Raw genomic sequence first — 22,624 nt, 5'->3', positions numbered from 1 at the left:
CGGACCGCCTACGCTGGAGGACATGGCGACTCCCGCGGGACGCCCCGCCGCCTTCTTCGACCTCGACAAGACCATCATCGCGAGGTCCAGCACGCTTGCCTTCAGCAAGTCCCTCTTCGCCGAGGGTCTGCTCAGCCGCCGCGCCGTCCTGCGCAGCGCCTACGCCCAGCTCGTGTTCAGCACCGGCGGCGCCGACCACGACATGCTCGAGAAGATGCGCGACGAGATCAGCGCCATGGTCACCGGATGGGACGCCGTCACCGTGCGCCAGATCGTGCGCGAGGCCCTGCACGACGTGATCGAGCCGCTCGTCTACTCCGAGGCCCTCGACCTCATCGAGGAGCACCGCGAGTCGGGCCACGACGTCATCATCGTGTCGGCCTCCGGCACCGAGATGGTCGAGCCGATCGCCGAGATGCTCGGTGCGACGCACGCCATCGCCACCCGCCTCGAGGAGATCGACGGTCGCTACTCGGGCCGCGTCCTGCACTACTCCTACGGCCCGAACAAGGTCACCGCGATGCGCGAGCTGGCCGAGCTCGAGGGCTACGACCTGGAGCGCAGCTTCGGCTACTCCGACTCCGAGACCGACATCCCGATGCTCGAGGCGGTGGGCCACCCGTTCGCGGTCAATCCCGACAAGGGACTGCGCCGTCGGGCCACCGAGGAGGGTTGGCCGATCCTCACGTTCGAGCGACCCACGGCGCTGCGCTCGCGGCTCGTGCCGGAGTCCACCACGGGCAAGGCGATGGCTCTCGGCGGCATCGCGGCGTCGGCCTCGCTGCTGGCGCTCGGGATCACCGCGGCCGTGCGTCGCCGCACGTCGCGACCCGCCTGACAACCCCGTTCACCCTTGTGGTTCCAGGCCGCGTGAGGCACGCTGGAGCCAGAACTCCAGAGCAGTCCGCACCCCGGTACCCACGCGGCGATCTCCCGTCCCACAGGGCAATCGCAGACGGGACAACCGCCGTCTCACGACGCCGGACCCGAGGCGATGATTGACGAAGGCACGCTTGGTAGCTGAAGGTGCGGACTTCCACGACGGCGTCGGGCCTGCCCCGACGCCGTCGTCCTGTGCCGGGACCGGCCGGCTCAGTGCGAGGACAGCGGCGAGGCCTCGGCGCCCCGCGTGAACGCCTCGGCGGCGTACAGCAGCCAGCGGTGGACGCCGGTCTCCTCGGTCCCGTAGGCCTCGAGTGCAGCGAAGTAGTCGGGCGCCGCGGCGACGTGGCCGGCCTCGGGCACGGTGACCGAGGCGGGATCGACGCCACGCGCCAGCAGGACGAGCCGCTCGGCCGCGCGCCCCACCACGCCGTTGTGCGAGACGAACGCCCCCGCGGAGGCGATCTCGGCGTGCACGAGCGCCGCCACGACCATGGCCGGCGCCTCGGTCTTTGCGCCGAGCAGCTTCGCCAGCTGGGTCAGCCGGGCGGTGCCGGCGGGGTTCACGGGACGGCCGAGGTCGTCATCGGGGACCGACCCGGCGGCGGCCAGCGCGTGCATCCGCGCCATCGCCTGCACCGGCGACCGCTGCCACGTGGGCAGCAGGCCGAGCAGCTCGGTGGAGAGCCGGACCGCCGCCCGCGCGGTGGCGTCGCCGCCGCCCGAGGACAGCTCGTCGAGGTCGATCTCGGAGCCCTCGAGCGTGGCCGTGGCCCAGGCACCGATCAGCAGCGAGCGCGCCGTGTCGTCGGGCGTGCTGCGGCGCAGGCCGCGGTCGCGCAGGACGGCGTCCATCCCGTCGCGGGCGGCGCGGAACGCCGACGGAACGCCCTCGAGGGAGGCGGCTGCGATGAACGGATCGGACACGCAGGCAGCGTACCCAGCGCACCTCCGGGGCCACGGGCTGACCGGCGGTAGCCTCGGAGCGTGGACGTCATCCCCGCTGCGCGCGCCGCCAAGTGGATGGTGGGCGACCGCCTCGCCACGGTGCTGCACCTCGGCGACGGCGGCCTGGCGTACGAGCTGGCCGAGCAGGGTCACGACGTCACGGTCATCGGCGACGACGTCGAGCAGGTCCGCAACCCCGACCTCTCCTACATCCGCTCCGGCGGCGACCGGCTGCCGCTGCGCTCGAACACCTTCGACGTCGTCATCACGCCGTTCCTCGAGGAGTCGCCGGCCGCGCTGGCCGAGTACGCGCGCGTCCTGGTGCCCGGCGGACTGCTGTCCAGCATGAGCCGTCGTTACGACGACTCGATCCCGTGGATGCGCCGGTTGCGCACGATCACCGGCGACCGCGACGCGCCCGAGCCGGCCGTCGACACCTTCTCGGCCTCCGGCCTGTTCGGCCCGCCCGAGGTCGAGGTCTTCAACGCGTGGGAGGAGCTCGACCTGCCGCACCTGCTGCGCTTCGCCGAGCAGACCCGGCGTCCCTCGGTGCCCGAGTCCGCGCTCGGCGCCGTGCACGACCTGTGGCGCGAGTACGCCTCCGGCGCCGCGAAGCTCCGGCTGCGGCACGAGACGCGCTGCGTCCGCGCCGTCGTCGACAAGTCCGCGCTGGCCGGCGAGCCCGATCCGCCGGACGCGATCCTGCTCTCGCTGGACTGACGTGGGTCCCCTCGACGCCGCGATCGCGCTGGCGGTCGTCGCCGTGCTGGTGGCGCTGACCCTGTTGACGCGCTGGGTGCTGCTGAGCCGCCGCCGCAGTCTCGGCTCGGCCGAGGACCGCGCCACGTACGAGACGCTGCACACCGCCGCGCTGGCCGCCCCGGCCCTCCGGTCGGGTCTCGACGCCGAGAGCGTCCGCCAGGCCCTCCCCCACCTGCGCCAGCTCATCGGCGCGCCGACGGTGGGCATCACCGACACGCACGGTCCGCTCGGCTGGGCGGGCACGGACGAGACCGAGCACACGGCCGAGCTCGTCGCGGTCGCCCTGGAGCACGGTCGCACGCAGGCGTCCAACCGCGTCATCGTCGCGCCGCTCTCGGTGGAGGGCCGCGTCGTCGGCAGCATCGTCGTGGTCGACGAGAGCGCGTCGGCGGGCCTCGCGCGCACCGCCACCGAGGTCGCCGGCTGGGTCTCGAGCCAGCTCGAGCTCGCCGAGCTGTCGGCCTCGCGCACCGCGCTCATGGAGGCCGAGCTGCGGGCCCTGCGGGCGCAGATCTCGCCCCACTTCATCTACAACTCCCTCGGCGCGATCGCGTCGTTCGTCCGCACCGACCCCGAGCGCGCCCGCGAGCTGCTGCTCGAGTTCGCCGACTTCACGCGCTACTCCTTCCGCCAGCACGGCGACTACACGACGCTCGCCGAGGAGCTGCGGTCGATCGAGCGCTACCTCGTGCTGGAGAAGGCGCGCTTCGGCGACCGGCTGCGGGTCGTCACCCGCGTCGCACCCGAGGTGCTGAGCCTGACCGTCCCCTTCCTCACCGTGCAGCCGCTCGTGGAGAACGCGGTGCGCCACGGACTGGAGCGCAAGCCCGGCCCCGGCACGCTCACGGTGATCGCGGAGGACGCCGGCACCGAGTGCCTCATCTCGATCGAGGACGACGGCGTGGGCTCCGACCCCGAGACCGTCCGGGCCGCACTGGCGGGCCGCACGAGCTCGCCGTCGGTGGGCCTGGCCAACGTGGACGAGCGGCTGCGCACCGTCTACGGCAACGACCACGGCCTCGTCGTGGAGACCGCGCCGGGCCTCGGCACGAAGGTGACGCTGCGGGTCCCGAAATTCACTCCCACCACGGTCGACTGACGATCCGTAGACTTGACCGGTGAGGTTCCTCAACGATCTGCAGCCCAGCCACGACCTGACGTACAACGACGTCTTCATGGTCCCCGGACGCTCGGACGTCGCGTCGCGCTTCGACGTCGACCTGTCCACGAGCGACGGCACCGGTGCCACCCTGCCGCTGGTGGTGTCCAACATGACGGCCGTCTCGGGTCGCCGGATGGCCGAGACCGTCGCCCGCCGCGGCGGCATCGCGATCCTCCCGCAGGACATCCCGCTCGACATCGTCGCCGACACGGTCGCCCGCGTGAAGGCCGCGCATCCGGTCTACGACACTCCCGTCGTGCTGACCCCGAACATGACGGTCGGCGAGGCGCTCAGCCTCGTGCCGAAGCGCGCCCACGGCGGCGCCGTCGTCGTCGAGTCGCTGCACGGTCCCGAGCTGAAGGTCGTCGGCATCTTCACGCCGCACCAGGCGCACGAGATCGACCGCTTCGCGCAGGTCCGTGAGGTCATGCTGACCGATCCGTTCGTCCTGCCCGCCGGTGGCGACGTGCGCGAGATGTTCAACCTGCTCTCGGAGCAGCACGTGCCGTTCGCCCCCGTCGTCGACGGCGGTGCGCTGGCCGGGGTGCTCACCCGCAAGGGCGCGCTGCGCTCCACGATCTACACGCCCGCCACCGATCCCGACGGCCACCTCGTCGTCGGCGGTGCCATCGGCATCAACGGCGACGTCAAGGGCAAGGCCCAGGCCCTCATCGAGATCGGCGTCGACGTCCTCGTCGTCGACACCGCGCACGGTCACCAGGCCAAGATGTTCGACGCGCTGCCGGTCGTGCGCGAGGTCCGCGACGCGCACGAGGCCGCCACGGGTCGCCGCCTGCCGATCTCGGCGGGCAACGTGGTGTCGGCGGAGGGCGTACGCGACCTCGTCGCCGCCGGCGCCGACATCGCCAAGGTGGGCGTGGGCCCCGGCGCGATGTGCACGACCCGCATGATGACCGGCGTGGGCCGGCCACAGTTCTCGGCCGTGCTCGAGGCCTCCGAGGCGGCCGCCGAGCTGGGCGCCCACGTGTGGGCCGACGGCGGCGTCCGCTGGCCGCGCGACGTGGCGCTGGCGCTGGCCGCCGGTGCCGGCAGCGTCATGATCGGCTCGTGGTTCGCCGGCACGCACGAGAGCCCCGGCGACCTGAAGTTCGGCGCCGACGGCCGCGAGTACAAGGAGTCGTTCGGCATGGCGTCCTCGCGCGCCGTGGCCAACCGCACCCGCGACGCCGCCGGCTTCGAGCGCGCCCGCATGGCGCTGTTCGAGGAGGGCATCTCCACCTCGCGCATGTACCTCGACCCCGAGCGCCCCGGCGTGGAGGACCTGGTCGACCAGATCACCGCCGGCGTCCGCTCCTCGTTCACCTACGCCGGCGCCCGCACGCTGGCCGAGTTCGCCGACCGCGCCACCGTGGGCCTGCAGTCCAGCGCCGGCTACGACGAGGGCCGCCCGCTGCACGCCTCCTGGTGACCCTCGTGGGCGGTGAGCCGTCAACCTCTCCGCGCGGGTGGCGGTGAGTCGTCAACCGAATAGGTCCCCCATGCGGTTGGTGGCTCACCGCCCTCCCGGGACCGCTCTGAAGAGGGAGCCCCAGCGCTCCGCGAACTTCGGTGGCGGTCCGGTGTAGCCGTGGCGAACGAGCGCGGTGAAGAGCCGCTGCACGGACCCCGCAGGGTTGGCCGTCATCGCAGCCGTGATCTGGACGTAGGCGACGTCGTTGTCCCGGAACCCGGCGTAGCGATCGATGTCCTTGCGGAACTGGAGCGGGTCCTCGGCGTGCTGCCGGCCCTCGTACTCGGCCACCAGCCGCCACTGGGGGAACCACAGGTCGCCGATGCCCAACCGTGTCCCGTCGAGGGCGAGGACGTCGGCGTTCACCTCGGGCCGCGGCAGGCCCGCCGCGTCGACGTAGGCACGGAGCTCGGACTCCTTCGGCGACCAGGCTCGTTCGTGGAGCCACGAAAGGACCGCGGGCGCCTGGCTCGCGCCGGGCCGCCACGGATGGAGCCGACAGACGTCCACGATCTCGCCGACCGTCGCGAGCTCCTCGCGCAGCAGGTGGTCGCCGATCACGATGAGGTCGAGCAGCCGCATCGACGCGCAGCACTGGACGAAGGCCGCCGCAGGCGTCACTCCCACGTCATCGCGCGGTGGCATGACCGCCGTCCGGTGCAGGAAGGTCCCCGTCACCGTGAGGTGATGGTCGCCGACGATCGTGAAGCGCACCGGTCGAACAGGTCCGACGTCCAGACCCGTCCGCTGGATCCGACTCACGTGACTCAGCGCCGCTCCGTCCGGCATCGCGAGCGCCGCTGCCGTCTGCCAGTCGAGCGGCGTCATCTCGTACCCCGTCCACCGCCACACGCCGGGATGGAGTCGCTCGAAGTGCCTGCCCTGCAGGCGACGGTCGCTGACCCCGGCGGAGCGCGCCTGTTCTCGGCTGAACGGTCCGCGGCGAGCCAGGTCGGGGATCTCGGGTGGTCGAGGCACCGTTCCACGCTGCCGCGGCGAGGACCCTCAGCCGCTGTTCCGGCGGTTCCCTGTGGACAGCGAGCTCAGCCCTTGCCCCCCTGTGGATTCTGGCCAAGCGGTCAGCCGTCAACCTCATCACCACCGCATGACGTTGATGACGCACCGGGTCTCCCCGGGAAGGGTTGACAGCTGACCGCTCACTCAAGGGGCCCGCGTCAGTGCGCGCCGGCCGAGACGATCTCGTTCGGGACACCGGGCAGCTCGACGCTGCGGGTGACCCGGCCGGCGGCGAGGTCGACCTCGTGCACCGTGGACGCGCCGGGCTCGGTGACCCACGCGGTGTCGCCGTCGACCTCGAGGGTCGGCCGCGGACGCTGCCAGTCGAGGGGCTCCTGCCACGGGTCGATCACGACGATGCGGTCGGCGACCTTGCCCGTCACGGGGTCGATCACGTGCAGGGCGCCGTCCGTGCCCAGCACGAGCGCCTCGCCCGCCGGGCCGCGGCCGAGCGACCGGAACGTGTAGCTGGTGCCGAGGTCCACGAGGCGCAGCTTCGCAGTCTCGGTGTCGATCAGGCTGATGCGCTCGGGGCGCTCCAGCTCGGCGTCGGCGTCGACCTTGTAGTCGCCGAGGACGACCGACGACTCCGGGCTTCCCGCCTGGTTGCCGATGCGGCCGTACGCGTCAGGGCTCGACACCTTGGTGATCGTGCCGTGGTCCACCACGACGACACCGTCCTCGCAGCCGACGACCGCACGGCCGTCGGCCGCCGTCGCCTCGCCGTGGACACCGGGGCAGTCGTCCGTGCGGGCCTTCTCGTCACCGTCGACGCCATCGCGCAGAACGACGGTCGAGCGGGCGTCCGCGGTGCCCTCGGTGTGCATGAGGTCGCCGCCGAGGTTCACCGCCACGCCGTGGTGCGGATCGGGGGTCTCGGTGGTCTCCACTACCTTCGTCGGGTCCTCCGAGTCCAGGACCCGGATCGAGCCGTCACCGTCGCCGAACAGCACGGTGCGGCCGTCGCTGATGGTGACGTGGCCCGGCTCTGCGGCCTCGTAGGTCTCCCCGAACGCGGGCTCGCCCTTCGTCCGGTAGTGCGCGTGGTCGCCGTGCGCCTCGGCCTCGACGCCGGTGTCGAGCAGGCGGAAGCCCTCCTCGGTCGACACGAACACGTGCCGTGCGTCGCCGGCGGCGTTGACCCGCACGAACCCCTCCGCGGGCAGCGTCTTCACCGGCTCGAGGGTGTCGCGCTCCAGCACGAGCAGCCCGTCGTCGGTCGTCACCACGAGCCGGGGCCCGGAGACCTCGGCACCACCATGGTCGTCGTCGCGCCCGGACTCGCTCGCCGTCTCACCGCACGCGGCCAGCGCCGACCCCGCCACCAGGGCCGCCACCGCCAGGCGGACGTGTCGCCATCTCGTCATCGTCGCTCCTTGTTGAGAATGAATGTCATTCCCGAAAGAGTACGACAGCGCGTCCACGCGATGCCACGGGGTGCCGGGAGACGCGTCAGCGCAGGATGAGGTCGAGGCCGCGCGCGAACGACGCATCGAGGTCGGGATCCTCGGCGAGGATGCCGATCTGCGCGGCCTGGCGGTGCATCTGGGTGGCCTGGGTGTGGCCGAAGACGTAGAGCAGCAGGGTGCGCGCGACGTCGGGCGAGGTCAGCGCCGCCAGCTCGGTCTCGATGCGCGAGTCGCCCAGCCGGAAGGCCGAGGCGGTGGCCACGACGTCGGCCCCGTCGCGGGTGGACAGCAGTGCCTCGCGCAGCGCGTGGGCAGCCTTGGCGGGATCGTCGCCGACCTCGACGTTCGCGACGATCCGGTCGGCCATCAGCGCCAGGAGCGTCTGCTTGTCCGGCACGTGGTGGTAGAGCGCACTGGGCTGCACCCCGAGCTCACCGGCGACGCGGCGCATCGAGCAGAACTCGAGCCCGTAGGCGTCGAGCACGCGCAGGGCCCCGGAGACGACGTCGTCGAGGGTGTTGGCCATGTCGGCATTCTATCGGCTAGCCTGAACACCGTTCAGGTGAACACCGTTCAGGAGACCTCATGACCACGACCACCTCGGCGAGCCGTCGCCTCACCTCCACCGACCTCGCACTGATCGCCGCCTTCGCCGCGCTGATTGCCGTCTGCGCGCTGCTCCCGGCCATCAACGTGGGCGCAGGCCTCGTGCCGATCACGCTGCAGACGTTCGCCGTGCTGCTCTCCGGTGCCGTCCTCGGCGCGAAGCGCGGCTTCCTGGCCGTCATGCTCTACCTCGCGGTCGGCGCCGCGGGCGTCCCGGTGTTCTCCGGCGGCGCCGCCGGCCTGGCCGTCTTCGCCGGCCCCACCGCCGGCTACCTCATCGGCTTCCCGCTCGCGGCCGCGCTGTGCGGGTTCATCGTCGAGCGCCTCCCGCGCGAGAAGGTCGCCACGAGCATTCCGCTGATCTTCGCCGCGGGCCTGTTCTCCAGCGCTCTGCTGATCCACACGCTCGGCATCCTCGGACTGGCCTGGCGCGCCGACATGAGCCTCGCGGCGGCGGCCAAGATCGACCTGGCCTTCTGGCCCGGCGACGTCATCAAGAACCTCGCGATGGCCACGGTCGCCACCGCCGTCCACCGCGCGTTCCCGGACCTGCTGCCGGCCCGCCGGAAGTGATCGAGCTCGTCGAGGCGGCCGTCGCGGGACGGCTCGAGCCCACCACCCTCCGGCTCGAGGAGCGTCGCATCGCGATCGTCGGCTCGAACGGCTCGGGCAAGTCCACCCTCGCGCGACTGGTGAACGGCCTCGTCGAGCCCACGAGCGGCCAGGTCCTGGTCGACGGTCTCGACACGCGTCGGCACGGTCGCGAGGTCCGCCGCCGCGTCGGCTTCGTGTTCACCGACCCGGCGGCGCAGCTGGTGATGCCCACCGTCGCGGAGGACGTCGCGCTGTCGCTGCGCAAGAGGCACCGCGACAAGGCCGAGCGCGAGGCGGCCGTCCTCGCCGTGCTCGAGCGGTTCGGCCTCGCCGACCTGGCCGAGCGCAGCGTGCACGCGCTCTCGGGCGGGCAGCGGCAGCTGCTCGCGATCGCGACGGTGCTGGCCACCGATCCCGACGTCCTGGTCGCCGATGAGCCGACCACGCTGCTCGACCTCGCGAACACCCGCCGCGTCGGCGACGTGCTGCTCGGTCTGCCCCAGCAGGTCGTCCTGGTGACCCACGACCTCGACCTCGCCGCACGGTGCGACCGCGCGCTGGTGGTGCACGCCGGACGCGTCGCGTTCGACGGGCCCGCCGCGACCGCCGTCGACCACTACCGGGCTCTCGTGTCATGAGCTCTCCGCTCGGGCTCTACCAGCCGGGGACGTCGCCGCTGCACCGGCTGACGCCCGGCCCGAAGCTGGTGGGACTGTTCCTGCTCGCCGCGGCCGTGCTCGTCGCCAAGGGCCCCTGGACAGGCATCGCGTTCGTCGCGCTCGCCCTCGTCCTCGCCGCGCTCGGCAGCCTCTCGCCCCGATCCCTGCTGGGGGCGCTGCGGCCCTTCCTGATCGTCGCGGTGCTCCTGCTGGCCTTCAACTCGTGGCAGAACGGGTGGCCGCGGGCGGTCGAGGTGGTCGCCGACCTGACCGCGCTCATCTTGGCCGCGACCGTCCTGACGGCCACGACCGCCGTCAACGACCTGCTCGACACGATCGTGCGCAGCCTGCGGCCCTTCCGCCGCCTCGGCGTCGACCCCGACCGCGTCGGCCTCACGTTCTCGCTCATGCTGCGTGCACTGCCCGGCACGATCGAGCTGGCGGCCGAGACGCGCGACGCGGCCCGGGCGCGCGGGCTCGAGCGCAGCATCCGCGCCCGCACGATCCCGCTGGTGCTGCGCGTGGTCGCGCGCGCCCGCGACACCGGCGACGCGCTGCACGCCCGCGGCGTCCTGGACTGACCCGGTTCGACGCCGCATCCCTCGACAGTGACTAGGCTCACTCCCATGGCGCGCGCACTGCGGACGCTGGTGGTCGACGACGAGCAACCGGTGCTGGACGAGCTGGTCTGGCTGCTCGGCCGCGACGACCGGATCGGCACGATCGACACGGCTCGGTCCGGCACCGAGGCGCTGCGTCGCCTCGACGCCGGTGACATCGACCTGCTGTTCCTCGACATCGCCATGCCCGGACTGACCGGCATCGACATCGCGCGCCTGCTGGGCAAGTTCAAGACGCCGCCGCAGATCATCTTCGTGACCGCGCACGACGCGCACGCCGTGGAGGCGTTCGACCTCAACGCCGTGGACTACCTGCTCAAGCCGATCCGCGAGGAGCGCCTGCGCGAGAGCGTGCGCCGGGCCGTGGCCGACTCCGACCACGGCGGCACCGAGTCCGACGACACGATCGCCGTCGAGCTGGCGGGCGTCACGCGCTTCGTCTCGCGGTCGAAGGTCACCCACGCCGAGGCGCAGGGCGACTACGTCCGGCTGCACACCCTGGAGGGCTCGAGCCACCTCATCCGCACGCCCCTCGGCTCCCTCGCCGACGACTGGGCCGACGCCGGCTTCCTGCGCATCCACCGCAGCCTCGTGGTGAACCGCGCGCACATCCTCGAGGTCCGCATGTCCTCGGGCCGCGCCAGCGTGGTCGTGCCGGCCGCGGGCGGGAACACGCTCGAGCTGCAGGTCGCCCGCCGCCACACGCGGGCGCTGCGCGAGCTGATCGGCGAGCACACGCCGTGACCGACGAGGCCCTGCCCGAGCCGTCTGGCCGGGTCCGCATCACCAGCCCCCTCTCCACGGCGCCCGCGCACGTGCGCAGCACGGTGGGTCAGGAGATCGACGAGGCCACCGGGGTCGGCGAGGTCTACATGCAGTCACTCATCCGCTCGCAGCTGCGCGCCGCGATGACCGTGGCAATCACGCTCCTGCTCACCGTCGTCAGCCTGCCGCTCGTGTTCTCGTGGGTGCCGGGCCTGAACGACCTGCGCGTCCTGGGCATCCCGCTGCCGTGGCTCGTCCTGGGCGGTGGCGTGCACGCGGGCGTCATCGTGCTGGGCTGGCTCTATGTGCGCCACGTCGAGCGCGCGGAGCGCCTGTTCACCCTGCTGGTCGAGCCGGACGACACCCGACCATGAGCCCGACCTGGGGCATCGTCGCCGTCTCCCTCGTCTCGATCGCGACCCTCGCGATCGGGGCGTTCGGCCTGCGGATCAGCCGCACGACGAGTGACTTCTACGTGGCCTCCCGGTCGGTCTCCCCGGCCCTGAACGGCTCGGCGATCAGCGGCGAGTACCTGTCGGCCGCCTCCTACCTCGGCATCGCCGGCCTCGTGCTCGCCTACGGCGCCGACATGCTCTGGTACCCGATCGGCTGGACGGCCGGCTACCTGCTCCTGCTGGTGTTCGTGGCGGCTCCCCTACGCCGCTCGGGCGCCTACACGATCCCCGACTTCGCCCAGGTGCGCCTGCAGTCGGTGGCGGTGCGGCGCGTCTGCACCGCTCTCGTCGTGGCGGTCGGCTGGCTGTACCTGCTGCCGCAGTTCCAGGGCGCGGGACTGACCCTCGAGGCCGTCCTCGACGCTCCCCGGTGGGTGGGCACCGTGCTCGTCGCGATCATCGTGACCCTCAACGTGGTGCTGGGCGGCATGCGGTCGATCACCTTCGTGCAGGCGTTCCAGTACTGGCTCAAGCTGACGGCCCTGCTGGTGCCGCTCATGTTCCTGCTGCTGGCGTGGTCGCGCGACGGCCAGCCGGCCGCGCAGGCCGGCAGCGACTGGTGGATCCCCCTCGGCGACGCCAACCCGCAGACCGTCTACTCCACGTACGCCGTGATCGTGGCGACGTTCCTCGGCACGATGGGCCTGCCGCACGTGGTGGTGCGGTTCTACACGAACCCCGACGGGCACGCCGCGCGGCGGACCACCCTGATCGTGCTCGGCCTCGTCTCGGCGTTCTACCTGCTCCCGACATTCTACGGCGTGCTCGGGCGGGTCTACGCGTCCGACCTCATCGCCGCCGGCCGCGCCGACACGGTGGCGCTCGAGCTGCCGAGCCGCGTGATCGCGGGGACCGCCGGGGAGCTGCTGACGGCGCTCGTCACCGCCGGCGCCTTCGCGGCGTTCCTGTCGACCTCGTCCGGCGTGACGATGGCGCTCGCGGGCGTGGTGGGTCAGGGCCTGAGCAACCACGCGCCGTGGGGCAGCCGGCTCTCGTCCATCGCGGCGCTGCGGATCGCCGCCGCCGTGTGCGTGGCGGTGCCGCTCGTGCTGGCCTTCGTCGCCGAGCCGATCCCCGTGGCCAGCTCGGTGGTGTTCGCCTTCGCGCTGGCGGCCTCCACCTTCTGCCCGCTGCTCGTGCTGGGCATCTGGTGGCGCGGACTGACGTCGGCCGGGGCGATCGCGGGCCTCATCGGCGGCGGCATCTGCGCGGGCGCGGCTCCCTTCGTCACGCTCGCCCTCGACGTCGAGGGCTGGTGGGGCACGCTCATGAGCCAGCCGGCCGTGTGGTCGGTGCCCGTCGGCTTCGGCCTCATGGTGGGCATCTCGCTGGCCACCCGGTCGCGCGTCCCGGCCACGGTCGGGCGCACCATGGTCCGCCTGCACACGCCGGAGCGGGTGCAGGTGGACCGGCGGTTCTGATCAGACCCGACGCGAGGTGTCGAGGCGGTCGAACGAGTCGAGCACCTCGCCCATCGACGGCTTGGCGATCGTGGTGACCGCCGCCGCGCGTCCCTCGCGCTCCTGGCGCAGGTGGCGCTTGACCGTGGAGGTCGAGCAGCCGAGCCGCTGCGCCAGCTCGCGACAGGTCTCGTCGGGGTGCGCCTTGCGAGCGCCGATCACCTCGGCGTGGTCGACGGGGCCGCCCCCGACGCGCGCCGTGCCGTAGGAGCTGGAGTCGACCCGCACCTCGATGCCGAGATCGCGGCGCATGGTGCGGCGCTCGGCCTCGCTGGTGCAGGCGACGAAGCCCGACACGTCGACGTCGACCACGGCCCGGTAGAGGCAGTCGTCGAGGACGCTGCAGCCCGCACATCGGCGGTGGGCGGCAGCGCGCTTGGTCACGTAGTCACGCCACTGCTCGACCGAGACGTCGCGTCGAGCGGGCGGGGACAGCAGGATCTCGTCCTGGTACATCTCGGGTGCCATGGCACACGGCGGGAGTGTCGGCCTCATTGCCATCTCCGATCATGCGAATGACACCAGTCTAGAGGTACATTCCCCCGGTTTCGGAAGGTGTGACGCGATCGTCCGAGGTACCATCCTCGCCGCCGGCCCCCGGGAGCGCCAGACGCATGTTCTGCAGCTGGTTCTGCGCCTGCACCTGCTGGGCGTAGAGGGCGGCCTGGATGCCGTGGAAGAGACCTTCGAGCCAACCCACCAGCTGGGCCTGGGCGACGCGCAGCTCGGCGTCGCTCGGCGACTCGGCGTCGAACGGCAGGCTGAGCCGCTCGAGCTCGTCGACGAGCTCGGGCGCGAGACCGTCCTTCAGCTCGTCGATCGACTGGTGGTGGATCTCGCGCAGGCGGGCCCGGCTCGCGTCGTCGAGCGGCGCGGACTTCACCTCCTCGAGCAGCTGGCGGATCATGCCGCCGATGCGCATGACCTTCGCGGGCTGCTCGACCAGGTCGGTCAGCGGCGTGCGCGCGGGCTCGGAGGAGGCCACGGGCTGGCCCTGGGGGTCGATGATCCGGTCGTCGGTCATGCGCTCCAGCCTAGGCCGAGGTGCCTCGCACGGCGCTCCGGGCTCAGGCGCCCATGTCGAGGACGACCTTGCCCACGTGCGAGGACTCCTCGAGGATCCGGTGGGCGTCGGCGACCCGCGCCAGCGGCACGGTCTCGTGCACCACGGGGCCCAACGTGCCGTCCTCGATGAGCGGCCAGACCTTCTCGACGAGCTCGGCCATGATCGCGGCCTTCTCCTCCACCGGGCGGAAGCGCAGGGACGTCGCCGAGACGCTCCCCTGCTTCGCCAGCAGGGCGCCGAGGTTGAGCTCGCCCTTGCGGCCGCCCTGCATGCCGATCACGACGATGCGGCCGCCGCGGGCGAGGGAGGCGACGTTCTGGGCGAGGTACTTGCCGCCGATGATGTCGAGCACGACGTCGACGCCGCCGAGGTCCTGGCAGGTCTCGGCGAAGTCGTCCTCGCGGTAGTTCACGACCGCGTCGGCGCCGAGGCCGCGCACGACTTCGGCCTTCTCGGCGCTGCCGACCGTGGTGACGACGGTGGCGCCGAAGGCCTTGGCCAGCTGGATCGCGGTGGTGCCGATGCCGCTGGCGCCGCCGTGCACGAGCACCTTCTGGCCCTCGCGCAGGCCGGCGAGCATGAAGACGTTCGACCAGACGGTGGCGTAGGTCTCGGGGATCGCGGCCGCGGTCGTGAGGTCGACGCCCGCGGGCACCGGCACCACCTGACCGGCCGGCACGACCACACGCTCGGCGTAGCCGCCGCCGCTGAGCAGCGCGCAGACCTCGTCGCCGACGGAGAGGCCCGTGACGCCCTCGCCGATCGCGTGGACGACGCCCGAGCACTCGAGGCCGATGACGTCGGTGGTGCCGGGCGGCGGCGGGTAGTGGCCCTCTCGCTGCAGCAGGTCGGCGCGGTTGACGCCGGCGGCGGCCACGGCGATCACGACCTCGCCCGGCCCCGGCTCGGGATCGGGAAGCTCGGCGACGTGGAGGCTCTCGGGGCCCCCGGGCTCTTCGACGATGACGGCTCGCATGTGAACCACCGTAGTGACCGGCACACTGGTCCACATGCAGGTGACGCTCGTGCAACTGGCCGCGACCCTCGACTCGGCCGTCAACCGCGACCAGGTGGCGGCGCGGCTCCGCGACGTCGAGGGCGGCGGGCTCGTCGTGCTGCCCGAGGGCGCGATGCACGACTTCGGCGCCCCCGACCACGACCTCGCGGCCGTCGCCGAGCCGCTCGACGGGCCGTTCGTGGACCTCCTCGCGCGCGAGGCGCGGCGCCTCGGCTCGACGATCGTCGCAGGCATGTTCGAGCGCACCGACGGACTGCCGTTCAACACGCTCGTCGTGGTCGGTCCCGACGGCGACCTCGCCGCGACCTACCGCAAGATCCACCTCTACGACTCCTTCGGCTACCGCGAGTCCGATCGCCTGCGCGCCGGCGAGATCGAGCCCGTCACGGTCACCGTCGAGGACCTCACGGTCGGCCTCATGACCTGCTACGACCTGCGGTTCCCCGAGCTCGCGCGCCGTCTGGTCGACGCCGGGGCCGACGCGTTCGTCGTGCCGGCCGCGTGGGTCGCAGGTGAGCACAAGGTCGACCACTGGCGCACGCTGCTGCGCGCACGGGCCATCGAGAACACCGTCTGGGTGGCCGCGGCGGGCCAGGGCGGCGAGCGTTACAGCGGTCATTCCTTGGTCGCCGATCCGTGGGGAACTATCGTGGAGGAGGCCGCCGGGGGGGACGAGCTCATCACCGCGCAGATCGCGGTGGACGCCGTGCAGCACTCTCGCGACGTGAACCCGTCGCTTGCCAACCGGAGGATGTAGACGCAGTGACGACCGCCACGCCGGGCCGACGACGACTGGACACGTCGGTCCCGACCCCGTACGAGGTCGCGACCCGTGAGCCACGAGTCGCGTCACCCCGTTGGGCGCGCCTGCTGATGCTCGGCACCTTCCTGGTCTGGCTCGCGAGCACCCTCGGCGCGGCCACGTCGATCTCCGACGTCGGTGCTCCCTCGTGGCTCTGGCGGCCCTCCGCCGCCGCGCTGCTCGTGGTGTTCGCCGTGATCCTGACCCACCGGGTCGGCGGCTACATGCGCATCTGGGTGACGCTGTCGGCGCTGCTGGCGGCGGCCGCGGTGCTCACCGACCTCAACTCGCTGCTCGCCGCGGCAGCCGGTGCGACGGCGGTGCTCTCGGCAGTGACCGCCGTGGTCTTCACGCGTCCCGCCGCGAACGTGCTGCAGGTGCTGCGCGAGTACGCCGTGATGCTGGTCCTGTCCGTCAGCGGCGCCGTGGGCGTCGCGGCGTGGAACGCCTCGGTCGACGTGCGGCCCTTCGGCCTCATGGTCATGGCCGTGTCGGTGACGCTGGCCGTCTCGATCGTGTGGCGCCTCGGCTCCAGCCTGCACGGCTTCGGCCGCCGCCACCTCAAGCTGCTCGTGGTCGTGGCCGTCATCGCGGTCGGGCTCTTCTTCTACGGCAGCTTCGTGCGCACCGCCGGATCGCCCGCTCTGACCAACCTGCTGGACGACACGATCGTGTGGCTGCGCCAGAACATCGGCGGCGTGCCGCGGCCCTACGAGTTCCTCATCGGCTTCCCCGCGCTCATCGTGGGCGTCTCGATGCGCTCGCGCTACCGCGAGGGCTGGTGGGTGTGCGTCTTCGCCGTCGTCGGCACCGTGATCGTCGCGAACTCGCTCATCGACCCGCGCGCCTACCCGTCGTACTTCGCGCTCTCCACGCTCTACAGCGCGGCCATCGGCCTGGTCATCGGCCTCGTGATCCGGGCCGTGTTCTTCCGGCCGCAGTCGCGCCGCTCCGCGCGCGCCGTGCAGCACGCCGAGCGCACCGAGCCCGGGCGCCTCTCGCCCCTGCGCTGACCCTCTACCGCTCGCCCCTCTCCACTTCTGGAACGGGTTGCACCCCTTCCGCGGCCGCAAGGGTGCAGAGCGTTCCAAAAGTGGGCAGGGGTGCCGCGTCGGGGCGCTGTGCGTGCGCAATGCGAGAATCGACGCAGGTCCCGCCGCTTCGGCGACGGGCCTGGAGGGGTGCCGGAGTGGCCGATCGGAACCGCCTTGAAAGCGGTCGCTGGCAGAGATGTCAGCCACGGGTTCGAATCCCGTCCCCTCTGCGTGAACCGTTACCGACTCGATCGCGCGCACCTCATGGTGCTCGCGGGGGTGTGCTTCATCGTCGCTGCCGTGGGCGTGCTGGTCGCGTTCCTGACCGGGACCGACAGCGCCCTGCGCACCACCGTGACCGTCCTCGCCGCCGGCGTGGCCGTGATCGCGCTCCTCGTGGCCGCCGTGATGAACCTGCGGCCGCCGGTCGTGCTGACCCTCGACCAGGCCGGGTTCCGCGCCCGCGGGCGCCACGGCGACGTCACGTGGAAGCAAGTCGAGTCGGTCGAGATCAGTGAGGGCCTGCTGCGCTTCACCGACGGCACCGGCGCGATCACCGCGTTCCCGCTGAGCCTCGTCGACCGCAACCGCCGGGCCGAGCTCGTCCGCGAGGTCTACGACCGGCTCAACACCGCCAACGGCTACCGACGGTTCGACCCCACCGAAGGGCTCTGAGACCTCCGGAGAAGCGAAAGTGGGAGCAGGCTGAGCCTGCTCCCACTTCCCCATGGCGGAGATGGCGGGATTTGAACCCGCGAGAGGTTTAAACCTCAACCCGCTTAGCAGGCGGGCGCACTAGGCCACTATGCGACATCTCCAGACAACCGGATCAGGATACCCACCCCGACCCCCAGCCGCCGAATCAGGTCGTGCGCTTGACGATCGAGGCACCGCGCTCGTAGAAGTCCGGCGGCAGCTCGGCGAGCGGCGTGGGCTCGTGCGGATGGGCCCGCATCCCGTCCAGCAGCAGCGTGCGCATGCGGCGCGCGAGCCACTCGCGGTTCTCCGGCGCGGCCGTGTGGACCGCCCCGAGCATCAGCGGCGCGGCGCTGAGGTCGGCCACCGCGAGGTCGTCGCGCGCCGAGCCCTCGGCGACCGCACGCTGCACGAGGATCGCCAGCGTGCCCACCCACCGGTCGGTGGGCCGGTAGTCCGGGTCGTTGATCGCCTGACGACGCATCACCTCGGCGACGATGCGCCGGTCGATCATCACCTGGGTGGCCTCGTCGACCACGAGCTCAATGCCCTCCCAGCCCGTCGACGCCTCCATCGCGCGCTCCGCGATCTCGTCGAAGATCGCGATGTGCCGGTCGTAGAGGGCCCGCCACAGCTCCTCCTGCGAGGCGAAGTTTCGGTAGAGCGTGCCGGTGCCCACCTTCGCGGCCTCCGCGAGGCCGTGCAGGGGCGCGTCGAGGCCGTTCGCGGCGAAGTAGGCCTCGGCGGTGTCGATGATGCGCTCGCGGTTCGCCACGGCGTCGCGGCGCTGCGGAACGCGGGGGGAATCTGACATCGAAGCCAACTTACGGGATTTCGGGCCGTCCGTTGCCCCGATTTCGCACCTCGAGGGAACACCCGCTAGACTCGTCGAGGCCCGCAAGGGCGTGCGCCCGTAGCTCAACGGATAGAGCATCTGACTACGGATCAGAAGGTTTGGGGTTCGAATCCCTACGGGCGCGCCAGACACCCCCGGTCGACCACCAGGTCGCCGGGGGTCTCTCGTTTCCGGGGGCGCTCCCCACGGTCGCGCACTTGTTACGTGACGCGCCGTCAGCACATCTCGATGAGCGCTTCTCGTCACATCGGCGAAACGAAGCCCTCCCAGACTCGGACGGTCCCCGCTCGCGTCCCCACCTGCGAGCTCCCCCACCCGAGAGGGATCACGTGTTCACACAACGAGGATGGCGGCTCGCCACCGTGGGAGCGCTGCTCGCGCTGCCACTGGCTGCGGTGCCCGCCCACGCCGACGACGGCGAACTGGCCTCCGGCAGCGACTGGACGGTCTCGCGCGCCGCCGGCGGCTACCTGGTCACGGTCGACCTGGCGAAGAAGCTGCCGGTCGTCTCCGACGCCCCGACCATCGAGGTCGACGGCGAGCCGATCGGCATCGCCACGGAGTCCGCCGACGGCAAGAGCCTGAGCGTCTTCACCGCCGACGCGTCCGTGCTGAAGGCCGACGACATCGAGGCGGGCTGGTTCAGCAAGCCCTCCGGCGCCCCGGCCCAGGTCACGAGCGTCGAGGAGATCGCGGAGGCCGACCCCGAGGCCCTCGACGCGAACCCGGCGTCGCTCGGCGAGTTCGAGCACACCGAGGCCGTCTACAACTTCGGCGCGCAGTCGATCCCCCTCGCGGCGATCGGCGGCATCCGCGGTGAGCTGCAGGGCAAGGTCTACCTGCCCAAGACCGGTGGCGCCCGCCCCGTCGTGCTGCTGCTGCACGGCCGCCACACCTCGTGCTCCACCGGCACCGCCAACCCGAACCGCTGGCCGTGCGGACCGAACCAGATCAACATCCCGAGCTTCGCCGGCTACGACGGCACGGCGCGCGCGCTGGCCAGCCACGGCTACGCGGTCGTGTCGATCTCGGCCAACGCGATCAACTCCAACGACAACCAGCTCGCGCTGGACCAGGGCGCCCAGGCGCGCGGCCAGCTGCTGCTGGACACGCTCACGATGCTCAAGAAGGCGAACGAGGGCGCCGCGGTCAGCTACTACGACCAGCAGACCGACGCCGACGTCACGCTCGAGCAGGCGCTCGCCAACCAGGCCCCGCTGCCGGGCCTGACCGAGGGCACCGCGGGTCTCGCCCCCGCCGACTTCGTGGGTCGCTTCGACTTCTCGAACATCGGCATGATGGGCCACTCGCGGGGCGGCGAGGGCGTCACCTCGGCCGCGACGCTCAACCAGGGCCTCGAGAAGCCGTGGAAGATCACGTCGATCCTGCCGCTCGCGCCGGTCGACTTCGCGCGCATGACGGTGCCGAACGTGCCGATGAACGTGGTCCTGCCCTACTGCGACGGCGACGTCTCGAACCAGCAGGGCCAGCACATGCTCGACGACTCGCGCTACGCGTTCGACGACGACGTGCTGCGCAGCGGCGTGTGGATGATGGGCGCGAACCACAACTTCTACAACACGGTCTGGACCCCCGGGAAGTACGCGTACAGCGTCTCCGACGACTGGGGAGCGACCTCGACCGATGCCGTCTGCGGTCCCCGCTCGGAGACGAACATCCGGCTGAGCGCCGACGCGCAGTACGACGCCGGCACCGCCTACATGGCCGGCTGGTTCCGCCTGACGATGGGTGACGAGAAGCAGTTCCTGCCCATGTTCGACGGCTCCGCCCAGGTGCCCGAGGTGCTCGGCTCGGCCGACATCCGCAGCATGTCGACGGCTCCGGCCTCGGCTCGCCAGACGATCACGACGTTCGAGGAGACCAGCTCGCTGGTCCGCGTCCAGGGCGCGGCCACGGCCACGGTCTGCGCGAGCGCCGCGGGTCGCACGGTGTCGCAGCCGCTGCCGGCCTGCACGCCCTCGACGATCAGCACCAGCGCGCTGCCGCACTGGACGCCCGCCAGCAACGGCGGCAACGTCCCGGCGACGCCGGTCACGAAGTTCTCGTGGACGGCCCTCGGCACCGGCACCACCACCGTGACGCCCAGCGAGGTGCGCGTCAGCGTCCCCGCGAAGGCGCGCAACGCGTCGGACCTCGAGCGCCTGTCGTTCAAGGTCGCCGCGGACGACACCGTCGCCACCAGCACCGCGATCTCGCTGACCGTGGTCGACAACGCGGGCCGGACGTTCACGACGCCCGTCGCGGACCTCAACCCGCTGGCCACCACGCGACTGCCCGCCTCGACCAGCACGATCCTGAAGAAGATCGTGCTGCAGCAGGTCGACCTCCCGGTCGCCACGCTGGCGGACGCGGGCCTGAACGTCTCGGACATCCGTGAGGTCCGCTTCGGCGCCCTCGCCGGTCCGGACGCGCTGGCCACCGGCGGCGTGTTCCTGTCGGACCTCGCGTTCGAGAGTTCGGCGGTCGGCACGGCCGACAGCAAGTCCCTGCCGACGCTCAACGTGAAGGCCCCCGTCGTGGACGAGGGCAACGGGCCGGGCACGGCGGACATCGCGGTCTACCTCGACGAGGCGGCCACGATCCCGGTCACCGGCTACGTGTCGGCGCTCGGCTCGGCCACGGGCCGCGCGGGCATCGCGATGGAGAAGGTCACCTTCGCCCCCGGCGAGACCTGCAAGGTCGTCACTGCTCCGGTGCTCGGCGACCAGCTGGCCAGCACGACGGCCTCCACGTCGGTGAAGGCCTCGGTCATCAACACGGCCGGCGCGGTCATGGGCACGAACGCCCTGGACTGGATGATCGTCCGCGAGGACGACGGCGTGACAGGCTCGGCGACGGCGCTGCCGCCGGCGGGCGTCCAGGGCGACGCGTGCGCCGAGCTGGCCGCGAAGGACGAGAAGGCCGACGTCTCGGTCAGCGACGACAAGCCCCAGCCGGGCTCGTCGGTCACCGTCACGGCGGGCGGCTTCCGCTCCGGTGAGGGCGTCACCGTGACGATCGCCGGGGTCGACCCGGTCGTCGCCGTCGCCGACGGCTCCGGTGCCGTCAGCGCCGCCGTGACGATCCCGGAGACCGCCACCCGCGGCGCCGCGGACGTCACGGTCACGGGCAGCGGCACGGGCCGTACGGGCACCACCTCGGTGGCCATCCTCGACGCGAGCACGACGACCCTGTCGATCTCGCCCGAGGCGCCGCAGATCAACGAGGCGGTCACGCTCTCGGCGACGGTCGGCGGTGGCGACACCACCGGCAGCGTCGAGTTCTTCGACGGCGACCGCTCGCTCGGCACCGCGGAGGTCGTGGACGGCGTGGCCACCCTCGACGTCCCGGGCTTCAAGGCCGGCAAGCACGAGATCGTGGCGACCTTCGCCGAGACCGGGGTCACCGCCGGCTCGACGTCCGGTGCGGTCACCTTCACCCTCGTGAAGGGCAAGCCGACCCTGGTGATGTCGCTCTCGAGCGCCACCACCGTGTTCGGTAAGGCTGCGACGCTGTCCGCGGTCGTCGGCGGCGCGGACGGCGGCAACGTCACCTTCCGCTACGGCACCGTGACGAAGAAGGTCGCGCTGGCCAAGGACGGCTCGGCCTCGCTCACGCTGCCGGCCACCCTGAAGCCGGGTCGCTACACGGTCGCCGCGTCCTACGACGGCACCGACCTCACCGAGGGCGGGGTGGGCATCTCGTCGATGCTCACGGTGACGAAGAAGGCCACGACGACCAGCCTCTCGGCGCAGTCGTCGGTCAAGGCCGGGAAGACCCTGCGTGGCAAGTTCGCCGTCCGTGGCGGCGTCGCGAAGGTCGCTCCGACCGGCACGGTCAAGGTCTACGTGAAGCAGGCGAAGGGCGGCTACAAGCTGGCCCGGACCGTGCGCGTCACGTCGACCGGCAAGGCGTCCTTCACGGTGAAGACGCCGAAGAAGCGCCAGGGCCTGCGGGTCAAGGTCGTCTACTCCGGTGACGCCAACTACGGGTCGAGCACGAGCTCGAAGTCGGTGCGCCTGCGCTGACACCGTCACACGAGGCCCCGGCAGCACCCGCTGCCGGGGCCTCGTCGTGTGTCCGGCCTCGGTCCGCGGTCCGTCCGACCGGGTGGCGGTTTCCCCGGTTACGTGGGTTCTCCGTCACTTCCCGGGGATCGCAAACCCCGGGAATTGACGGCAGACCCCGGTCGGTGGGGTGAGGAGCGCAGGTGGCGGGTCACAGCCCACGTCCCTGCCCCTGGAACGCGCAGGTCCTCCACCGACCGGGGTTTCCTGTCACTGACCGGGGATCGCAAACCCCGGTCAGTGACAAGGAACCCACGTAACCGGGGAAACGGAGG

At 71.8% G+C, this 22,624-nt stretch carries 22 protein-coding genes and 3 tRNA genes; 16 read left to right on the top strand and 9 right to left on the bottom strand.

Going from position 1 to position 22,624, the window contains the following annotated elements; translation table 11 throughout:
* Positions 1-22 precede the first annotated feature (22 nt).
* Positions 23-838 (top strand): HAD family hydrolase, encoded by an 816-nt coding sequence (locus tag BJ975_RS15900; protein WP_179427682.1) that lies wholly within the window; start codon positions 23-25, stop codon positions 836-838.
* Between the two features lie 254 nt (positions 839-1,092).
* Here the strand turns inward: BJ975_RS15900 and BJ975_RS15895 are convergent, their stop codons facing one another.
* Complete coding sequence (locus tag BJ975_RS15895) at positions 1,093-1,809, bottom strand: Fic family protein (RefSeq protein WP_179427680.1); 717 nt, start codon at positions 1,807-1,809, stop codon at positions 1,093-1,095.
* A gap of 60 nt (positions 1,810-1,869) precedes the next feature.
* Between BJ975_RS15895 and BJ975_RS15890 the strand changes: the two genes are divergently transcribed.
* From BJ975_RS15890 to BJ975_RS15880, 3 genes are read left to right on the top strand one after another with little or no spacing between them, the layout of a single operon-like run.
* Entirely contained in the window at positions 1,870-2,550 is a 681-nt protein-coding gene (locus tag BJ975_RS15890; RefSeq protein WP_179427678.1) for a class I SAM-dependent methyltransferase, read from the top strand.
* 1 nt (position 2,551) lies between these two features.
* A complete protein-coding gene (locus BJ975_RS15885) occupies positions 2,552-3,691 on the top strand; it encodes a sensor histidine kinase (RefSeq protein WP_317628243.1) in 1,140 nt (379 codons plus the stop codon).
* Between the two features lie 19 nt (positions 3,692-3,710).
* Positions 3,711-5,183 carry a GuaB1 family IMP dehydrogenase-related protein gene (locus BJ975_RS15880; protein ID WP_179427676.1) on the top strand — a complete coding sequence of 491 codons (1,473 nt, stop codon included), beginning with the start codon at positions 3,711-3,713 and terminating at the stop codon, positions 5,181-5,183.
* An 84-nt stretch (positions 5,184-5,267) separates the two neighbouring features.
* On the opposite strand, the gene BJ975_RS15875 is transcribed toward BJ975_RS15880, so the two are convergent.
* From BJ975_RS15875 to BJ975_RS15865, 3 genes are all read right to left on the bottom strand, one after another.
* Positions 5,268-6,203, bottom strand: coding sequence for a hypothetical protein (locus BJ975_RS15875; protein ID WP_179427674.1), 936 nt, complete (start codon positions 6,201-6,203; stop codon positions 5,268-5,270).
* Between the two features lie 197 nt (positions 6,204-6,400).
* Positions 6,401-7,609, bottom strand: a complete 1,209-nt coding sequence (locus BJ975_RS15870; RefSeq protein WP_179427672.1) for a hypothetical protein — start codon at positions 7,607-7,609, stop codon at positions 6,401-6,403.
* An 85-nt stretch (positions 7,610-7,694) separates the two neighbouring features.
* On the bottom strand, positions 7,695-8,177 hold the full coding sequence (locus BJ975_RS15865) for a TetR family transcriptional regulator (RefSeq protein ID WP_179427670.1): 483 nt from the start codon (positions 8,175-8,177) through the stop codon (positions 7,695-7,697).
* A gap of 59 nt (positions 8,178-8,236) precedes the next feature.
* Here BJ975_RS15865 and BJ975_RS15860 point away from each other — a divergent pair, with 59 nt between their 5' ends.
* The 6 genes from BJ975_RS15860 to BJ975_RS15835 are packed head-to-tail and all read left to right on the top strand — an operon-like array spanning position 8,237 to position 12,771.
* The gene (locus BJ975_RS15860; RefSeq protein WP_179427668.1) at positions 8,237-8,830 is read left to right on the top strand and encodes a biotin transporter BioY; all 594 of its coding nucleotides are present in this window, start codon (positions 8,237-8,239) and stop codon (positions 8,828-8,830) included.
* A complete protein-coding gene (locus BJ975_RS15855) occupies positions 8,827-9,489 on the top strand; it encodes an energy-coupling factor ABC transporter ATP-binding protein (protein WP_179427666.1) in 663 nt (220 codons plus the stop codon). The genes BJ975_RS15860 and BJ975_RS15855 overlap by 4 nt, the downstream gene beginning before the upstream one ends.
* A complete protein-coding gene (locus BJ975_RS15850) occupies positions 9,486-10,091 on the top strand; it encodes an energy-coupling factor transporter transmembrane component T family protein (RefSeq protein ID WP_179427664.1) in 606 nt (201 codons plus the stop codon). Before BJ975_RS15855 ends, BJ975_RS15850 begins: the two co-directional genes overlap by 4 nt.
* A 45-nt stretch (positions 10,092-10,136) precedes the next feature.
* On the top strand, positions 10,137-10,874 hold the full coding sequence (locus BJ975_RS15845) for a LytR/AlgR family response regulator transcription factor (protein ID WP_179427662.1): 738 nt from the start codon (positions 10,137-10,139) through the stop codon (positions 10,872-10,874).
* Complete coding sequence (locus BJ975_RS15840) at positions 10,871-11,269, top strand: DUF485 domain-containing protein (RefSeq protein ID WP_179427660.1); 399 nt, start codon at positions 10,871-10,873, stop codon at positions 11,267-11,269. Before BJ975_RS15845 ends, BJ975_RS15840 begins: the two co-directional genes overlap by 4 nt.
* A complete protein-coding gene (locus BJ975_RS15835; protein WP_179427658.1) occupies positions 11,266-12,771 on the top strand; it encodes a sodium/solute symporter in 1,506 nt (501 codons plus the stop codon). Before BJ975_RS15840 ends, BJ975_RS15835 begins: the two co-directional genes overlap by 4 nt.
* Here the strand turns inward: BJ975_RS15835 and BJ975_RS15830 are convergent, their stop codons facing one another.
* From BJ975_RS15830 to BJ975_RS15820, 3 genes are read right to left on the bottom strand one after another with little or no spacing between them, the layout of a single operon-like run.
* The gene (locus tag BJ975_RS15830; protein WP_179427656.1) at positions 12,772-13,278 is read right to left on the bottom strand and encodes a winged helix-turn-helix domain-containing protein; all 507 of its coding nucleotides are present in this window, start codon (positions 13,276-13,278) and stop codon (positions 12,772-12,774) included.
* A 58-nt stretch (positions 13,279-13,336) separates the two neighbouring features.
* A complete protein-coding gene (locus BJ975_RS15825; protein ID WP_179427654.1) occupies positions 13,337-13,834 on the bottom strand; it encodes a bacterial proteasome activator family protein in 498 nt (165 codons plus the stop codon).
* Between the two features lie 43 nt (positions 13,835-13,877).
* Positions 13,878-14,852, bottom strand: coding sequence for an NAD(P)H-quinone oxidoreductase (locus BJ975_RS15820; protein ID WP_179427652.1), 975 nt, complete (start codon positions 14,850-14,852; stop codon positions 13,878-13,880).
* A gap of 34 nt (positions 14,853-14,886) precedes the next feature.
* Here BJ975_RS15820 and BJ975_RS15815 point away from each other — a divergent pair, with 34 nt between their 5' ends.
* The 4 genes from BJ975_RS15815 (at position 14,887) to BJ975_RS15800 (ending at position 17,405) form a co-directional block, all read left to right on the top strand.
* Positions 14,887-15,651 (top strand): carbon-nitrogen hydrolase family protein, encoded by a 765-nt coding sequence (locus BJ975_RS15815; RefSeq protein ID WP_179427650.1) that lies wholly within the window; start codon positions 14,887-14,889, stop codon positions 15,649-15,651.
* A 5-nt stretch (positions 15,652-15,656) separates the two neighbouring features.
* Positions 15,657-16,709 carry a hypothetical protein gene (locus tag BJ975_RS15810; RefSeq protein WP_179427648.1) on the top strand — a complete coding sequence of 351 codons (1,053 nt, stop codon included), beginning with the start codon at positions 15,657-15,659 and terminating at the stop codon, positions 16,707-16,709.
* A gap of 162 nt (positions 16,710-16,871) precedes the next feature.
* Positions 16,872-16,960, top strand: a tRNA-Ser gene (locus tag BJ975_RS15805).
* A 1-nt stretch (position 16,961) separates the two neighbouring features.
* Complete coding sequence (locus tag BJ975_RS15800) at positions 16,962-17,405, top strand: hypothetical protein (protein WP_179427646.1); 444 nt, start codon at positions 16,962-16,964, stop codon at positions 17,403-17,405.
* Positions 17,406-17,458: 53 nt separating this feature from the next.
* Here the strand turns inward: BJ975_RS15800 and BJ975_RS15795 are convergent.
* Positions 17,459-17,548 (bottom strand) — tRNA-Ser (locus tag BJ975_RS15795).
* Between the two features lie 44 nt (positions 17,549-17,592).
* Positions 17,593-18,240 (bottom strand): TetR/AcrR family transcriptional regulator, encoded by a 648-nt coding sequence (locus tag BJ975_RS15790; RefSeq protein WP_179427644.1) that lies wholly within the window; start codon positions 18,238-18,240, stop codon positions 17,593-17,595.
* Positions 18,241-18,333: 93 nt separating this feature from the next.
* Between BJ975_RS15790 and BJ975_RS15785 the strand changes: the two genes are divergently transcribed.
* Both BJ975_RS15785 and BJ975_RS17205 read left to right on the top strand, forming a co-directional pair.
* Positions 18,334-18,409: transfer RNA gene (locus BJ975_RS15785), tRNA-Arg, on the top strand.
* 202 nt (positions 18,410-18,611) lie between these two features.
* Positions 18,612-22,310: an Ig-like domain repeat protein gene (locus BJ975_RS17205; protein ID WP_179427642.1), complete on the top strand. Its 3,699-nt coding sequence runs from the start codon at positions 18,612-18,614 to the stop codon at positions 22,308-22,310.
* Positions 22,311-22,624 lie beyond the last annotated feature (314 nt).

It is taken from the genome of Aeromicrobium tamlense, from assembly GCF_013408555.1.
Lineage (GTDB): Bacteria > Actinomycetota > Actinomycetes > Propionibacteriales > Nocardioidaceae > Aeromicrobium > Aeromicrobium tamlense.
The sequence above is the reverse complement of the archived record's forward strand: the minus strand, read 5'-3'. Positions and strand labels throughout refer to the sequence as shown.

Coding starts and splice junctions, on each gene's coding strand:
- BJ975_RS15790 (WP_179427644.1), bottom strand. CDS start 18,240: ATGTCAGATTCCCCCCGCGTTCCGCAGCGCCGCGACGCCGTGGCGAAC.
- BJ975_RS15835 (WP_179427658.1), top strand. CDS start 11,266: ATGAGCCCGACCTGGGGCATCGTCGCCGTCTCCCTCGTCTCGATCGCG.
- BJ975_RS15815 (WP_179427650.1), top strand. CDS start 14,887: ATGCAGGTGACGCTCGTGCAACTGGCCGCGACCCTCGACTCGGCCGTC.
- BJ975_RS15850 (WP_179427664.1), top strand. CDS start 9,486: ATGAGCTCTCCGCTCGGGCTCTACCAGCCGGGGACGTCGCCGCTGCAC.
- BJ975_RS15825 (WP_179427654.1), bottom strand. CDS start 13,834: ATGACCGACGACCGGATCATCGACCCCCAGGGCCAGCCCGTGGCCTCC.
- BJ975_RS15820 (WP_179427652.1), bottom strand. CDS start 14,852: ATGCGAGCCGTCATCGTCGAAGAGCCCGGGGGCCCCGAGAGCCTCCAC.
- BJ975_RS15900 (WP_179427682.1), top strand. CDS start 23: ATGGCGACTCCCGCGGGACGCCCCGCCGCCTTCTTCGACCTCGACAAG.
- BJ975_RS15830 (WP_179427656.1), bottom strand. CDS start 13,278: ATGGCACCCGAGATGTACCAGGACGAGATCCTGCTGTCCCCGCCCGCT.
- BJ975_RS15865 (WP_179427670.1), bottom strand. CDS start 8,177: ATGGCCAACACCCTCGACGACGTCGTCTCCGGGGCCCTGCGCGTGCTC.
- BJ975_RS15860 (WP_179427668.1), top strand. CDS start 8,237: ATGACCACGACCACCTCGGCGAGCCGTCGCCTCACCTCCACCGACCTC.
- BJ975_RS15870 (WP_179427672.1), bottom strand. CDS start 7,609: ATGACGAGATGGCGACACGTCCGCCTGGCGGTGGCGGCCCTGGTGGCG.
- BJ975_RS15845 (WP_179427662.1), top strand. CDS start 10,137: ATGGCGCGCGCACTGCGGACGCTGGTGGTCGACGACGAGCAACCGGTG.